Source organism: Sphingobacterium sp. UBA1498 (assembly GCF_002325125.1).
In the GTDB taxonomy this organism is placed as follows: Bacteria; Bacteroidota; Bacteroidia; order Sphingobacteriales; family Sphingobacteriaceae; genus Sphingobacterium.
In genome coordinates this window covers 273289-289282 of sequence record NZ_DCRG01000005.1, presented here as the reverse complement: position 1 = coordinate 289282, position 15994 = coordinate 273289, and the positions used below count along the sequence as shown (strand labels likewise).

Here is a 15994-nt window from a genome sequence, read left to right as displayed (position 1 = left end):
TTTCATACTGGTCTTACTTTTTGTATTTCCGGTTCTCTCATTCGGTCAAATCAACTCGGAACAATCTTCGGATTCGAGTGAAAGGTCGCATTTTTTTAACAAAATTAAGTATAGCGAATTGATAATTCCTGCGGGATTAATCTCGTATGGTATTGTTTCCAAAGGAAGTCCTTTTTTTAAAGGAATAGATGAGGATATCAGAAATGGGGTATCGAGAGGTAACAATCCACAGATTAAATTAGACGACTTCAGTCGTTTCGCTGGAACTGCGGGAGTTTTTGCTTTGGATGCTGTCGGGATACCTGCCAAGCATAACCTGAAACAACGCCTATTTACGGCCGCTGTCTCTAATATGATCATGACGGCTACCACGAGGATTATGAAATCTACCATATCTGTTTGGCGACCAGATGGGTCGGCAAATAATTCTTTTCCTTCAGGACATGCGGCAACCGCTTTTGTTGGTGCCGAATTGTTGTGGCAGGAATACAGAGAAGAGTCAATTTGGTACGGTATCGCAGGCTATGCTGCTGCGGCTGGAACGGGGTATCTTCGTATGTACAACGATAAGCACTGGTTCTCAGATATAGCTATGGGAGCGGGTGTAGGGATATTAAGTGCCAAAATCGCCTACTGGCTGTTACCTCTTGTGGACAATAGATTACAAAATCCAAAAAAAAGCTATGTGATATTACCAATCTATACTGGAGGACAATTTTGTCTAAATGCCAGCTTACAATTTTAAACTCCTGTTTTTTTTCATTCGGTCCTTCAGTGGCCCCATGTCCAAGTCAACTTTTGCCCTAACAATGTTTTTAAAGTGATCTGCTTGGATAACCAGTTTTCAATTTTTTACACTTTCCCTTTCCTATCTCTCACATGTAACGTTTATATGCATGTTGATTTAAAATAATCCTTTTTATTTCGTTAATAGGATATTGTTATCTAAATTTAATACATAATCTAATAAACTTTTACTGTTTTTTACAAAAAGAAAAACGTGACAAGTAAATAAACCGAATTTGAACCTATGGGTTCTTTATTATTTTAAACCAATTTATAATTATGATGAGAAATTTTTTTTTCATGGAAAAGCGAGACCCATTAGTCTTTTGGGCCTTTGCCTGCTGTTTAACCAGCCTGGTTCTTATGGGCAAAATCTAGAATGGACCAGCGTTATTTTAGTTCAGGATCTGGTCACAGGGGTAGTTAAAGATGAGAAAGGGCAGGTATTAGCTGGCGCTACCGTGACTGTCAAAGGAACATCCGTTCAAGCATCTTCCAATCGGCAAGGTGTTTTTGCCATTCGCGCGAATCGCGGTGATGTCTTAATTTTGAATTACCAGGGATTTGTGAAGCAAGAGGTAGCCGTCTCCAGCGGCAGCATTCAAGTGACCATGGTATCGAGTGACCACGCTCTTGAAGAGGTTGTGATCATCGGTTATGGTAAGCAGCGGAAAGGGAATATTACCGGTTCGGTCGCTACCGTAAATGCGGAACAGTTAAAAAATATCCCCAGTTCAAATCTTTCCAATTCGCTTCCCGGTAGGGCCGCAGGAGTCAATGTAACGAATACTTCGGGGATGGCAGGAGCGTCGTCGAGCTTACGCATTCGCGGGAGTTTTGCCGAGCCGCTTTATGTAATTGATGGGATAGTTCGGGATAAGGCTGCTTTTGATGTGCTAGAAGCGAACGAAGTTGAACAGATGACTTTTTTAAAAGATGCAGCAACTGCAGCAGTATATGGTACACGGGCAGGTAATGGCGTTGTTGTCGTAACGACTAAAAAAGGTACAGCACAAGCACCAGTTTTTAATGTACAAAGTAATTATACCTTTAATACACCAACCCAAGAGTTGCTTGCTAATTTAACCACTGCAGTGGATGAATTGACCTATCAAAACAGAGTTGCCGAGTTCCGTGGTCTATCTATTCCAAATGGGCAAAAAGAGTTTGATTATTTTAAGGATAAAAATTACAATGTAAATGAGGTGATTTGGCGCAATCCTTTTACGCATAGGCAATCCATCTCTGTCAATGGTGGCGGCGACAAGATAACGTATTATAGTTTGTTAAGCTATCGTAAAGAAAATGGATCATATAAATCGCTTGACCATGAGAAATTTAATCTGCGAAGCAATATCTCTGCACAGATTACAGAGGATTTTAGCATGGATTTTAATATTTCAGCTAATCAAACCAATTCGAAACGCTTTTTTTGGCCATTTAGCACGTCTTCCAATGACGATGATTTTGATGTATCGGATTTCTATCGCGTTACCTTCAACTGGCCAAAGATGTATCCTTTTTATCTGAATGCAGATGGTACCCCTAGCAACACACCAACCGCTTATCCTGTACAGACCCCCATGGGAAGTTGGCAGGCTTGGAACGTTATCGATCAAGTTATCGGGGATCGATATATTGACCGTAAAGTTCGACAGGTCAATCCAATCATGACCTTAAACTTGAAGCTTGATAAGTTGGTACAAGGACTATCGACAAAAGTTGTAGGTAGTTATATTGCTGAAGATTATATGCGCAAGCGCTATATGAGTTTTCAAAAGAACTATACTTTTACATCCCTGAATCCGAATGACAACCGTTTTATACCAGCACCACCTTCGGAAGCCAACATTAATATTTTTACTTTTAGTCAGAGCCAGCCATTTATGGACTACAGCCCACAGCGCTTGTGGCAATATCAGGTGAACTGGTTTTTAAATTACAGTCGCAAGTTTGGTAAACATGCGGTTGATGGGACATTGGTTTATGAACAGTCTAAAAAAGGAGGAACTTATGTCACTTCACGGGCCGAAAACCCGATCACAGCGCTAGATCAGATGTTTATTTATCCTACTGATCGTAATTTTAGGTCGACATCTGCTAATGAAACAATTGATTCACGACGGGGTATCATTGGTCGCGCTAATTACAATTATGCAGATAAGTATATTGCTGAATTTTCTTTCCGCTATGATGGGTCACCATTGTTTCCGACGGATAAGCGGTGGGGTTTTTTTCCATCGGTTTCAGCGGCTTGGCGTGTGTCGGACGAGAATTTTTTTACGGATATAAAAAACACGATATCAGATTTGAAGTTCAGGGCATCGTATGGTACAACGGGTAATGATTTGGATGTGAATGCCGATAGGATCGGTCAATTTGGCTATTTAGAAAAGTATACGACCTCGGGTGGATATATGTTCGGTGACCGCTATTATAACGGTATAGCGTATGGAGCAACGCCAACGCAGAATCTAACCTGGACGACTTCAAAGAGCGTCAATATGGGCTTAGATTTTGGATTTGTCAATAATAAACTGACAGGTAGCCTAGATCTGTTTTCCCGTAAGGAAACCAATATTCTTGGCCGAAGATCACTGAAAGTCCCGGACAATTATGGACGTTTGCTTGCTCCAGAGAATTATGCGGCGAGAAGTTACAAAGGCGGGGAGATTTCTTTGGGCTGGAATGACAGGGTTGGTGAAGTGGCCTATGGGCTCAATGCAAATCTGGGCTATGCGAAGGACCGCTGGGATATTTTTGATGAAGAACCGTCTTATGCATTTGGACAACCGCAGAACTTTCGTTCCAGGATTGGACGGCCGGAAAATAGAATTATAGGCTTAGAAGCGCTGGGTCTAGTGAGGACGCAGGCAGAAGCCGATGAATTGAAGGCAAAGGGATTTAAAACTTACGGAAGAGATCCTTTTCCCGGAATGATCTTATATAAAGATATTCAGGGAGCGAACTACTCAAGTGGGCCAGATGGAAAAATTGATGATAATGACCTACAGTTATTATCGGACAATAATTCTCCGCGGATCAATTATGGATTTGGATTCAATGCGAGCTGGAAAGGTTTTTATGTTTCTACCTTGTTTCAAGGGGTTCTTGCCTATGATCGTATGATCAGTAATCAGGAAGGTGGCGGTATGCGCCAGCACGGTGATACCTTCCGTCCATATTATCCGATTTGGGCTTCAGATGTGTGGACACCTGACAATACTGATGCTAAATATCCCCGTCCAACAGGCTATTCCAGTTGGGCCGAGTCTGGTGCGGCGCCTTCGTCATTCTGGATAAGAAATGGAGCCTATCTACGATTGCGTGATATTAATGTGTCCTACAGATTGCCGAAAAGTATGACCGAGATGATACGCGTAAAAGATATCAATTTGTTTTTTAATGGAACAAATTTGTTTGTTTTCTCACCGATGAAAGAGTTTCATGATCCAGAGCAAAAACTGTATGATTCTTATCCAGTCATGAAAACCTTCACGTTTGGACTTGATGTTAAATTTTAAATGAAAAAAAGATGAAAAAAATATATTATCCTTTAATCGCCTTGGCATTAGGTATGTCCTCTTGCAAAAATGTATTGGACATTGAGGATCTCAACTCGCTGGATGAATCTAAAGTATGGGCTGATCCAAATCTAGTCAATGGTTATCTTGCGAATTTATATCCATTATTTGGCAATTGGAGTTCGGGTGCTGATGGGAATTCTGAACAATTGATTGGTATTTCTTTTCCATTGGATGCGGTAACAGTCAACAATAGCTCTTACAAATCATGGGATTATACGACTATCCGAAAAATCAATACAGCTATACAGAAAGTTACTGAGAGTACTTTTTTAAAAGACGATTTTAAAAAATCGGTAATTGGGCAGGCGTTGTTTATGCGCGCCTTTATGTATTTTAACATGGTGAGGATTCACGGTGGTGTTCCTTACATTATTGTTGCGCAAGATTTAAAGAACGATGATCTTAATGTTCCTCGCAATTCGACAAAAGAATGTTTTGATCTGATAATTAAAGATCTGGATCAGGCTATTTCGCTATTGCCAAAAACCATTGGAAAAGGGGCTGCTGAATATGGCAAAATTGATGGTGATTTCGCTGTAGCTTTTAAGGCAAAGGTGCTGTTATATAAAGCATCTCCCCAGTTTAATCCTTCCAATCCTTATGGAAATTCATATTGGCAGGAAGCCAATATAGCAAATAAATGGGCTTATGATCAGCTTAAAACGGATGGTTATAGTTTGACTTCAGATTATTCCAACATTGCCCTAGTTGAAAAAGGACCAGAGGTTGTATTTGCCGTGATTAATACCTATCCAAATAAGGTTGCCAGTTGGGATAATGGCGTACGGCCAGGTTCTGAAAGTAGGGGGCCAGCGGGGGCTGTTCCATCATGGGAATTTGTAAAAGCTTTTCCAATGAAGGATGGAAAGTTGTACTCAGATCTAGGTGGGAAATATTATAAGACAGAAGATCAATTTTTGCAATCCTATTGGGAAAACCGGGATCCACGTTTTGAAAAATCTATCGTATGGAATGCAAAGGTTTATGAAGTGTCAGGCAAGACTGGCAAACGGCAATACACTTCGGTAGGTATTGCTCCAGCGTTGGACGATTTTGGTGTAAACCCCAAAGCAAAGACACCTTCTTCCAATCTAGACCGGTATAGTGGATTTTTTATCTTAAAAAATTCCAAATTATCATTAAAGCAAACAGAAGTGGAAACGCAGTATGATGTGGACTTTGTTTTAATGCGCTACGCCGAAGTAATATTAAATTATGCTGAAACAGCAAATGAAACAGGAAACTTTGCAACAGCATTAGAATTGGTTACGCAAATAAGAAAAAGGGCGGGAATTGAGCCCGGTGCAGATAATAAATATGGTATAACAGCAACGACAAAGGAGCAATTGCGTGAAGCCATTTTAGCGGAGCGCAATATTGAGTTCTGTTTTGAAGGGCATCGCTTTTGGGATTTGAGAAGACTGCGTAAACTCAATATACTAAACAATACCTCCAAACATGGGGTCGAAGCTATTGCCATACATGCCAATGGAACGGAGATGAATCTGGATGATGCAAATGTATTGGCCAAAGCATATTCGCTGAAAGAAAATCAGTTCAAATACAGTGTGTTACAGGTGCCAAGCACAGGTAATAAAGTGAATTTGGTGCCAGATACCTATTATTTCTTTCCGATAGCACAATCTGTCATTGATAAGAATCCAGCTGTAAAACAGAATAAAGATTGGGGAGGAACATTTAATCCAACTTTGGATTAATTTATTCGCTCATATATAGTATGATGAAAAGCTCCTCCAATGTATTTGCCCTCATAAGAATGGAGCTATTCCGACGTAGGAGTTATGGAGTGGTCAATACCAATAAAACCACCTTCNNGAAGGTGGTTTTATTGGTATTCTTTTTCTCTGAGTTACTTTCCGATGCAAAACTTTGAAAAGATATTATCTAATAAATCGTCAGTAGAGACACTACCTGTAATTTCACCAAGATGATATAAGGCTTGGCGAATATCCATTGCGAGAAAATCGGATGTGACCGGATTGTCTATACCATCTATCACCCTTTCTAGTGAATCTGCTGTTTTTTGTAGCGCTTCCACGTGGCGTATGTTGGTGACCATAACGTCATCTGTATTGAGATTTCCTAATTGTACCCAATTGATGAGTTCATCCTTTAATTCCTCCACACCAGTCTGCTCTTTTGCTGAAATATAAAGCGGATTGAGGCTGTTATAAGCCGCTTTCTGTTCCTCAGAAAGTAGATCAGATTTATTAATAATGGTGACAAATGGAATGTGGAGATCCTCAATATCAGGTAACTGAGCCTGTACTTCTTCAACTTTGTCCTGTGTAGGATCGAAAAGATAAATGATCAATCGTGCCTGTTTCATCTTTTCACGGGTGCGTTCAACTCCTTTTGCTTCAATAACATCTGCCGTCTCACGTATACCTGCTGTGTCAATAAACCGGAATGTGACGCCATGAATATTAATTTCATCTTCAATAGTATCACGCGTAGTCCCTGCAATATCGGAAACAATGGCACGTTCTTCATTTAAGAAAGCATTCAATAGGGTTGATTTTCCAACATTCGGTTTCCCGGCAATGACAACAGGAACACCATTTTTAAGGACGTTACCTTGTTCAAAAGATTGTATTAATTTTTGAACAATGACCTGTATTTTGTTGATCAGATTTTTTAGTTGATCCCTGTTCGCAAATTCCACATCTTCTTCCGAAAAATCAAGCTCTAATTCAATTAGTGATGCAAAGTGAATGAGATCTTCACGAAGGGATTTAAGCTGATTGGAGAAACCGCCCCGCATTTGTTGCATCGCCACTTGATGCGAAGCTGCAGAATTGGATGCAATTAAATCGGCAACTGCTTCTGCTTGTGATAAATCCATGCCACCATTGAGAAATGCACGTAGGGTAAATTCTCCCGGACGGGCAGCACGGCCCCCTTTTTTAATCAGTAAGCTAAGAACTCTTTCGATAATGTATTTGGAGTTATGTGTTGATATTTCCACGGAGTTTTCTCTGGTATAGGAGTTAGGCGCTACAAATAGAGAAACAAGCACTTCATCAATAATTTCTTCACCATCGCGTATGGTTCCAAAGTGAATCGTATGAGACGCCTGTTGAAGAAGATTCTTTCCTTTAAAAATTTCGTTCGTAATTTTTATAGCATGCTGACCCGAAACGCGTATGACGGCAATGGCTCCATTTGTTCCCGAAGATGTCGCTAATGCAACAATGGTATCTTCAGTGATATATCCCGTATTTGACATGGTGCAAAGATACATTAAATTGAACTAATGGATTCTATATTACGCTACAAATTAAATTCAATGTGATCGGTTAAACCTTTGTTCAAACATTAAAGTCATACCTATAGAAACGCTTGTGAAAAAGAATGAAACACAGGCGGAGTGAAATTAATTTTTAAATTTAAATTATACTGTATGAGAAAGATGATATACTTCGCGTTGGCAATAGGAGGACTTGTATTAATGGCTCCACAACAATCTTCCGCTCAGTATCGGGGACATGAACGTGAATGGAGGCAGGGCAAAGAGCGTAGAAAATATGAGGAAAAAAGAGATAAAGAATATAGAAAATATTTAGAAAAACGCGAGAAAGCAGATCGTAAATATCGTAAAGAAGTTGCAAAGTCTTATCGAAAAGGATACCGTCATGGAGCACCGGTCTGGGCAAGTGCCCATCGTTACGATAGCAGGCATCATGTATACTTTAGGGACTATAAAACATTTTACGATCCATATAGAGGGGGGTATGTCTATATGCGGAATGGTCGTTGGAATTTTTCAGCAAATGTACCATCGTTTATGCTGAATGTCAATCTGGGAGCAGCTAATATTCGTGTAGTCAAAGAGGTGCCGATCAGTAGGCATCCCGAAGACTTTTATAATGATTATCGTTGGGATTAATAATAATTTATCTTTTTCAAATAAAAAAGCCTCAATCTACGGAAGATTAGGCTTTTTTATTTGCTTCTATTCTTTGATAAGCTGTTTTTTACTCCTAAGATGCTTTGTGCTATTTCAATGTGTCGTTTGCTGCCTACTCGTCTATTTCCATCTGATAGAGGTTATTGAACGCCTCTTGATGGTGTTCGAGAATCACCTTCCGTTTCATTTTCAAGGTTGGCGTTAACTCCCCATTTTCAATGGTAAATTCATCTGTTAAAATAATTGGTTTCTTAATTTGCTCCCAATTGCCAAAATGCTGGTTCGCACGGCGTACCTCCTGATTGACTTTTTTTACAATTGCCGGGTCAGTCAGAAAATCATCCTTTGTCATGCTTGCAAGTTCAGGAGCATCTGTTTTGGCCCAATCTAATAAATGAGCATAGTTTGGAACAATAAAGGCGGAGGCAAATTTCATTCCGTCACCAATCACCATTGCCTGTTCAATAAATTTAGATTCAACAAGTTTCGTTTCGATCGGCTGAGGAATGACATATTTTCCACCTGAAATTTTAAACATTTCTTTTTTTCGGTCGATGATTTTCAAGAATTTCTCGTCTTCCCACTTCCCAATATCTCCGGTATGCAGCCATCCATCAATGATAGTTTTATCCGTTTCGGCCTTATTCTTATAATATCCCATCATGACGTTAGGACCTTTAACCAGTATTTCGCCGTCTTCAGCTAGTTTTATTTCGACAAAACGCACGGGAAGTCCAACAGTGCCAATACGTATTCCTTTGATGTAGTGATTGACGGAAATTAATGGCGAGGCCTCGGTCATACCATATCCCTCATATAAGGGGATACCAGCAGCCAGGAACGCGCGTGTTAATTTACTATGCAGGGAAGCTGATCCTGAAGCGACAGTGAGCAATTCTCCGCCTAGCGCTTCGTACCATTTATTGAGAACAAGCTGTTTGGCCAGTTTCAATTTGACATTATAACCAAAGCTCCTTTTCTTTGGATTGGGATCATATTCTTCTGCAATTGAAACTGCCCAGTCAAATACCTTTCTCTTCAAGCCGGTGAGATTATGGCCTGTCTTCATTATTTTCTCGTAGACTTTCTCAAGAATACGGGGGACAACGGTCATGATATGAGGTTTTACCTCTCTTAGATTATCACCAATCTTATCAAAGGATTCTGCTATATAGATCGTAAAACCGAGGTACATATAGGTGTATAAAACCATACGCTCGTAGGCGTGACAAGGAGGGAGGAAGGTCAGTCCGCGGTCGTAAGCTTTACAAGGGGTAATTTCTGCTGCGCCGAGTACATTGGAAAAGATATTATTGTGCGACAACATTACGCCTTTTGGTTTTCCGGTGGTTCCGGAAGTGTAAATCAGGGTAGCGAGATTTTCAGGTTTAACCTGGTCACGTAGCGCTGCTAGTTTTTCCAGGGAGCTATCGGAACCTATATCATTAAGTTCTTTCCAGCTACGTGTGTCTTCCTGATCTGCGATACAAAAAATATAATTCAGTGTATAGATAGAGTCGGTTAGATTCATCAGACGGTCATATAGGCTTTTGTTGCTGACGATACACACTCTTATTTCGGCATCATTAAAGATATATTGATAGTCTGTATCTGTAATATTGGGATATATGGCCACCACTACTGCACCAATTTGCTGGATTGCAAAGTCAATCAAATGCCATTCTATACTGCTGCCGGCAATGAGACCAACTTTTTCGTTGGGTTTCACGCCAAGTTCAATCAGCCCTTTGGAGAGGCTGTCTACTTGTTCAAGAAAATCTGCTGTTTTGATATAATTCCACTTGCCGTCCACTTTGTGTGCAAATATGTCAAGATCGGGATATTTACTGACCTGTTGACGTGCAAGATCAAATAATCTAAGTTTTTCTTCCATTTCAAATTGTATTCTTTTAAGCTCCGGCGGAGCACCCTCCCAGTATGAACTTTGTTTTAAGGAAAAAGTTTGCAAACATAAATAATAGTTTCAAGATTATGGAATGATTTTGTAATTAGGTTGTTTTGAAAGGACGAAGGGGGAGCGAGTGATAGTAAAAGTGCTTTTGCGCTTTTCAAAAGTAAGGTGTTTCTTGGAGACTATTTGAGCATAGTTCCTTAAGTAGATGGACTTGATGCCCACCAATTATAAAAAAAGCTAGTCGTTATCGACTAGCTTTTCTTCTTTGTTTTTCTTTGATCAGAAGCCCGAGCTCCCGACCTGTTGCTCCTGCGACGGAAGTATTTTCCTGTGCTCTACGGAAAAGGTATGGCATGACCGCCTTAACCGGTCCATAAGGCATGTATTTGGCAACATTGTAGCCATGTGCAGCTAAATTGAAGCTCAAGTTATCAGACATGCCCAATAATTGTGCAAAGTAAATGCGGTCGATTGATCTGTCGATACCACGCCTGTCAATTTCCTTTGCCAGTAACATGCTGCTATCCTCATTGTGTGTACCGGCCATTAGTCCAAAGTTGTCCAGGTGGTCCAAGATAAATTCAATAGCTTCATTATAATCTCTGTCGGACGCTTCTTTGTTTGGCTGGATAGGATCGGAATAACCTTTTTGTGCGGCGCGAGCACGTTCAATCTCCATGTAGGCACCACGAACGATCTTAGCACCCATGTGAAATCCTCTAACTTTTGCGTATTCGAAGTCAGCTTTCAAAGATGCCAACTTATCACTACGGTACAATTGATAAGTATTATAAACAATAGGTTTTTCCATATTGTATTTTTCCATCATTTCCCGAGCGATATCGTCAATGGCATCTTGAATCCATGAATGTTCAGCATCCACCAAAACTTTTACACCTGCTGCATGACATGCTTTACAGATGCTGTCAGTACGATCCAACATGCGTTGGTATTCTTTTTGTTCTGCCTCTGTTAAAGTTTCTTTGGCGTTGACCTTTTCAAATAACTCAAAACGTCCTAATCCAGTTGGTTTAAATACGGAGAATGGAATATATTTGTTTTTACTGGCCGCGACTACGGTGCGTAATACCTCGTTGCAGCAGGCGTCAAATGCTCTTTCAGTTTCTTCTCCTTCAACGGAATAATCCAGGATCGTCCCCACTCCGTTCTCTCCCAATTCGTTGATGGCTGTTTCGCAACCTTCGATAGTCTCTCCTCCACAAAAATGCTTGAAGATTGTTTTGCGGATGATGCCCTGGATAGGCAATCCAATGTTCAGGGCAAAATTGGTCATTGACGGACCTACTTTTGTTAAGAAGTTATTCGCTATTATTTTGAATAACCAATACGCTCTTTCCAAATCCTTATCGCTTTTACTTTTAAAAGCAATCTCTGTATTATCAAAGGATAATGTCTTGGGCTCAGAATTCTCAATCATAATCTTTATTTGCAATAAGGCAAATGTAGCAATTTAGTAGGCATTAAAACGATGATTATTCTTGCATTACCCAGTTAAACCGCTATTTTTGTGAAATGCAAGAATTTAAAATCGAGGGGGAATATATACAGCTTATACAATTACTTAAAGCTTTAAATTGGGTAGAGCATGGTGCTATGGCCCAGTGGGTTGTGTCGGAAGGGTATGTGAAGTATAACGGGCAGGTTGATTACCGAAAAAGACTCAAATTAAGACCAGGAGATGTTGTTGAATTTGATGGGATGCAAATAAAATTGGTGTAATATTAAACAATATTGGTAAATAGAAAACTTAAACCTTAAAGAATCGTAGAATGGAAGTCATAGAAAGTTTGGGCTATCAGGTATATTTTGATGATACGTTGGCCTCTTTAGAGGCATTTTTAGCTGAGCGCAATTATTCAAAGATCATCGTATTGGTAGATACTAATACCCTGGATAATTGCTTGCCGCTGTTTCAACAAGCTTTACCCAATTTATCGAATTATGATGTGATAGAAGTTGATCCGGGCGAAGAAAATAAAAATATTGATTTCTGTATTGGTGTATGGCATAATATGCTCGATTTCGGAGCTGATAGATCTTCATTGATGATCAATCTTGGCGGTGGTGTGGTGACTGATATGGGAGGATTTGCCGCATCGACTTTTAAAAGGGGAATGGATTTTATTCAAATTCCGACGACTTTACTTTCCCAGGTAGACGCATCAGTAGGAGGTAAAACTGGTATTGATATGGGAAGTGTAAAAAATATTATAGGGACTTTTGCACAGCCCCAGGCTGTATTTATTTCAAGTCAGTTTTTGAAAACTTTAGATCAACGCCAGTTAATCTCAGGTTTTGCTGAAGTGATTAAACATGGACTGATCTTCGATCGGGCTTATTATGAGCGAGTGAAAACATTGGAGATCGATCAAATCGACAATTCTTTGGTCAAACATTCTGTTTCGATCAAAAACCGTGTCATCCTTGAGGATCCGAAAGAAAAAGGGCTGCGTAAAATTTTAAACTTTGGCCATACAATTGGTCATGCTATTGAGGGCTACTCGTTGTTGAACGATGCTTCACCTTTATTACATGGAGAAGCTATTGCTGTGGGAATGATTTGTGAGGGGTATCTATCTCATAAATTGAATGGATTGCCTTTGGGTGAATTAAACGATTTGATTCAAACTTTTAGAAAATATTTCAACGACTACACATTTGATTCATCCATTGATACAGCCTTATTGGATCTGATGCGAAATGATAAGAAAAACCTGTCCAATCAGATCGGTTTTGCATTGCTTGACCAAATAGGCAGTTGTCAATATGATATCTACGTTTCTGAGGATGATATTATAGAAAGCCTTGATTTTTACCGTGAGCTAATCACACCATAATAAAACAGAGAAGCCGTGTATCGGGAGAATGCGCGGCTTTTCTTTACAGCTATTTTTATCGCAATTTCGTTGCGGAAAATAGTAAACCTAAACTTAAATCATCATAATAACCATTTATATCATGAATAGAATTTTCATTTTTCTGTTTCTCCTGTTGGGGATATCAGCTGCTGTTCAGGCTCAAAGGCAAGTATTAATCTTTAGCAAGACAAAGGGATTTAGACACGGAAGCATCGAAAAGGGTGCGCAGGTACTTAAGCAGTTACTTGATAAAGAAAAGATAAAATCTGATCATTCGGAGGATGCTGCTCTGTTTACAGATCAAGGATTGAAAAAATATGACGCTGTTATCTTTCTGAGTACAACTGGCGATATTCTCGATAATGCGCAACAGGAAGCTTTTGTGCGGTATATCCAATCAGGAAAAGGATTTGTGGGCATTCATGCCGCGACGGATACTGAGTTTGATTGGCCATGGTATAACGGCCTTGTAGGTGCCTATTTTGCGTCTCATCCTGCCGTACAAAAAGCCAAAATTGATGTGCTGGACAGAAAACATCCGGCCACCAAGCACCTCGATCCGATTTGGTGGCACAAAGATGAATGGTATAATTTCAAGGATGTGAAGAACGGATTGCATGTGTTGATGAATTTGGATGAAAAAAGCTACCAAGGTGGAAAAATGGGTGATCAACATCCAATCTCCTGGACCCAGAGCTACGATGGAGGGAAAGTCTTCTATACTGGGCTTGGACATACCGATGAGTCCTATGACGAACCTGAGTTCCAAAAACATTTAATTGGAGGAATTATATCTGTTCTTCCCAAGAAAAAGTAGCTTATTTTATAGTTGGCGTTTTCTTAACTAGGGCTTGGTACATGCTTCTATGTGTCGATGGCACAATGAAAAATCCCAAATGGTCATTCCATTTGGGATTTTTTATCGCGAATGTTGAAATCAGAAGGGTATTGATTTTGCCATTTGCTTGGGTTTAATAGTTCAGTTTATATTTTGCGCCGATACTAAACCAACGACCGGGCATTGGAACGGCGGCAGCTTCTATATAGCTCTTGTCAAATATATTTTGAACATCCACAAAGATGTTTAAGTCTTGGAGTTGGTACGATCCTCTTACGTCAGCAATGAAATAAGATTTGTAACTTATACGTTCATTAAAACGGTTGGAACTGGTTAACATCCAATTTTTGTGGTTTATGGTAAAGTTGGCAATAACTTGATGCTTTAAGCTTTCAATAGCATATTTGGATAGTATCCCGTCTGCTAATGTCACGCTAGGATGAAGATAATTGTAGCTGAGGGTGGTGAAATAGCGTGTCGTAGCGCCAGGGTCATTGAAATTGTATCGGAATGATGCATTCACTCCATCGATTTTGTTTTTTCCAATATTCGTTGGTTTCCAAGGAATAATTGTTCCAGTTCCGGCATTGGCATCGTCTTTTTGCCAGTCAATGAAATCGTCTATTTTGCGGTGGAAATAACCCGCTTGGGCAACAATTCGATTGGATAGGTATTTGATCCCCCCCTCAATCTGATAGGCATTTTCGGAGGTAAGGTTTGGATTTCCGATGTTGGCCGTTTGATTATTGTAAAGATCGGTAAAAGAAGGAATACGTTGGCTTGAGCCCGCATTAACGATAATCTTCCAATGTTCAGTAATATCGTAACCTAAATCAAGACCTGGAAATACCTGCCATCCAAATTTCGAGTTGTAATTGATATAGGCTCCGGCATTGATCATCAGTTTTTCGATCACTTCCGTTTTGAATTCTAGATAGCCACCGTAATTCTCGCGGTCATGACGCCCAATACTGGTGCTATTAATGCGTTCAAATCTACCTTCAAGCCCTATGCCGAAAGTTCCATAATGCTGCTCCAACGCGGCATTAATTTCTGCACCAAAAACATTGCTATAGTGTTTGGCTCTTCCTTTTGTCGTTTCCCTTCCTAGATACCAATATTCGTCTTCATTATAACGATTGCTGAGACGTGGACTGAGAGAAAACGTCGATGTTAATTGATGCTTGGACTGTAGGGAAGCGAAAGCTGTCTTAACCTGTTCATAAGCTTCCTTGTCACTCGGTGCAGCATAGTAACCATTGGCTCCAAATTGATTGTTGATATAGCCAACATTGGCTTTTATCATATTGGCTGTATTCGGTTGATAGGTCCCGTCATAATAGAGTTTATTATTGTTAGAGGCTGTATTATAACGTTGTCCATTCGAATCTTCATGGCCAAAATATAAACCGTGGCTTGTTTGCTTTATTAAGAACTGTGAGCCAAGCTGAACACCTTTACCATAATACTTGCCTGCACTTGTCTGCTCATTGTCTTTGAAGGATGAACCACTATATACCTGAGCGCTAATTTGATTCGATTCAATTTTCTTTGTTACGATGTTAATGGCGCCGGTTAGCGCATTAATGCCGAAAATTCGTGAAGCCGGCCCCCGAATGATTTCGATACGCTCGATGGCCTCCAAAGGAACCGGAAGATTCATGTTATGATGGGCACTCTGCGGATCGGTGATTTTAACACCATTAACTAGAATCGCCGTTTGTTCAAAAGAGCCGCCATCAATACTAATATCTGCCTGCGAGCCAAATGGTCCACGTTGGCGAATATCAACGCCTGGGATATTGCTAAGCAACTCGTTGATTGATCGATTTGGTAGTCTCTGTATATCTTCCTGCGTCAATATTTGGATATTTTTGCTTTGTTTTGAAAAAGGGATCTGTAAGCGATTTTGATTAATGATGACTTCGCTCAGAGCGGTTGTGTCTTTAATCTGAGCAGTCGCAGCTCCAATACTCAGCACTAATGCAAGGTTTGTTAACGTAATATTCTTATTCAACATGCTTTCCTAGATTTTACGCTGCAAAAGTAGCTTAGTTG

At 40.0% G+C, this 15994-nt stretch carries 11 protein-coding genes; 7 read left to right on the top strand and 4 right to left on the bottom strand.

Annotated elements, in window-relative coordinates; genetic code table 11:
• Positions 1-118: 118 nt before the first annotated feature.
• The 3 genes from B3139_RS06125 (at position 119) to B3139_RS06115 (ending at position 6091) form a co-directional block, all read left to right on the top strand.
• Positions 119-745, top strand: coding sequence for a phosphatase PAP2 family protein (locus tag B3139_RS06125; RefSeq protein ID WP_293880847.1), 627 nt, complete (start codon positions 119-121; stop codon positions 743-745).
• Positions 746-1022: 277 nt separating this feature from the next.
• Entirely contained in the window at positions 1023-4310 is a 3288-nt protein-coding gene (locus B3139_RS06120) for a SusC/RagA family TonB-linked outer membrane protein (RefSeq protein WP_293880845.1), read from the top strand.
• An 11-nt stretch (positions 4311-4321) separates the two neighbouring features.
• The gene (locus B3139_RS06115) at positions 4322-6091 is read left to right on the top strand and encodes a RagB/SusD family nutrient uptake outer membrane protein (protein ID WP_293880843.1); all 1770 of its coding nucleotides are present in this window, start codon (positions 4322-4324) and stop codon (positions 6089-6091) included.
• 152 nt (positions 6092-6243) lie between these two features.
• Here B3139_RS06115 and mnmE read toward each other — a convergent pair whose 3' ends face one another.
• Complete coding sequence (gene mnmE / locus B3139_RS06110; protein WP_293880841.1) at positions 6244-7623, bottom strand: tRNA uridine-5-carboxymethylaminomethyl(34) synthesis GTPase MnmE; 1380 nt, start codon at positions 7621-7623, stop codon at positions 6244-6246.
• Positions 7624-7797: 174 nt separating this feature from the next.
• Here mnmE and B3139_RS06105 point away from each other — a divergent pair, with 174 nt between their 5' ends.
• A complete protein-coding gene (locus B3139_RS06105) occupies positions 7798-8283 on the top strand; it encodes a hypothetical protein (RefSeq protein WP_293880839.1) in 486 nt (161 codons plus the stop codon).
• A 133-nt stretch (positions 8284-8416) separates the two neighbouring features.
• Here B3139_RS06105 and B3139_RS06100 read toward each other — a convergent pair whose 3' ends face one another.
• The gene (locus B3139_RS06100; RefSeq protein WP_293880837.1) at positions 8417-10198 is read right to left on the bottom strand and encodes an AMP-dependent synthetase/ligase; all 1782 of its coding nucleotides are present in this window, start codon (positions 10196-10198) and stop codon (positions 8417-8419) included.
• A gap of 265 nt (positions 10199-10463) precedes the next feature.
• Positions 10464-11657, bottom strand: a complete 1194-nt coding sequence (locus B3139_RS06095; protein ID WP_293880835.1) for a proline dehydrogenase family protein — start codon at positions 11655-11657, stop codon at positions 10464-10466.
• A gap of 95 nt (positions 11658-11752) precedes the next feature.
• On the opposite strand from B3139_RS06095, the gene B3139_RS06090 reads away from it, so the two are divergent.
• From B3139_RS06090 to B3139_RS06080, 3 genes are all read left to right on the top strand, one after another.
• Positions 11753-11959, top strand: a complete 207-nt coding sequence (locus B3139_RS06090) for an RNA-binding S4 domain-containing protein (RefSeq protein ID WP_293880833.1) — start codon at positions 11753-11755, stop codon at positions 11957-11959.
• 50 nt (positions 11960-12009) lie between these two features.
• Complete coding sequence (gene aroB / locus B3139_RS06085; RefSeq protein ID WP_293880831.1) at positions 12010-13077, top strand: 3-dehydroquinate synthase; 1068 nt, start codon at positions 12010-12012, stop codon at positions 13075-13077.
• A 121-nt stretch (positions 13078-13198) separates the two neighbouring features.
• Positions 13199-13915 (top strand): ThuA domain-containing protein, encoded by a 717-nt coding sequence (locus tag B3139_RS06080; protein ID WP_293880829.1) that lies wholly within the window; start codon positions 13199-13201, stop codon positions 13913-13915.
• 154 nt (positions 13916-14069) lie between these two features.
• On the opposite strand, the gene B3139_RS06075 is transcribed toward B3139_RS06080, so the two are convergent.
• Positions 14070-15956, bottom strand: coding sequence for a TonB-dependent receptor plug domain-containing protein (locus tag B3139_RS06075; protein WP_293880827.1), 1887 nt, complete (start codon positions 15954-15956; stop codon positions 14070-14072).
• Positions 15957-15994: the final 38 nt, after the last annotated feature.

Excerpts from the sequence above, each read along its gene's own strand:
- B3139_RS06100 (WP_293880837.1), bottom strand. The coding sequence starts at position 10,198 with ATGGAAGAAAAACTTAGATTATTTGATCTTGCACGTCAACAGGTCAGT.
- mnmE (WP_293880841.1), bottom strand. The coding sequence starts at position 7,623 with ATGTCAAATACGGGATATATCACTGAAGATACCATTGTTGCATTAGCG.
- B3139_RS06080 (WP_293880829.1), top strand. The coding sequence starts at position 13,199 with ATGAATAGAATTTTCATTTTTCTGTTTCTCCTGTTGGGGATATCAGCT.
- B3139_RS06075 (WP_293880827.1), bottom strand. The coding sequence starts at position 15,956 with ATGTTGAATAAGAATATTACGTTAACAAACCTTGCATTAGTGCTGAGT.
- B3139_RS06115 (WP_293880843.1), top strand. The coding sequence starts at position 4,322 with ATGAAAAAAATATATTATCCTTTAATCGCCTTGGCATTAGGTATGTCC.
- B3139_RS06090 (WP_293880833.1), top strand. The coding sequence starts at position 11,753 with ATGCAAGAATTTAAAATCGAGGGGGAATATATACAGCTTATACAATTA.
- B3139_RS06095 (WP_293880835.1), bottom strand. The coding sequence starts at position 11,657 with ATGATTGAGAATTCTGAGCCCAAGACATTATCCTTTGATAATACAGAG.
- aroB (WP_293880831.1), top strand. The coding sequence starts at position 12,010 with ATGGAAGTCATAGAAAGTTTGGGCTATCAGGTATATTTTGATGATACG.
- B3139_RS06105 (WP_293880839.1), top strand. The coding sequence starts at position 7,798 with ATGAGAAAGATGATATACTTCGCGTTGGCAATAGGAGGACTTGTATTA.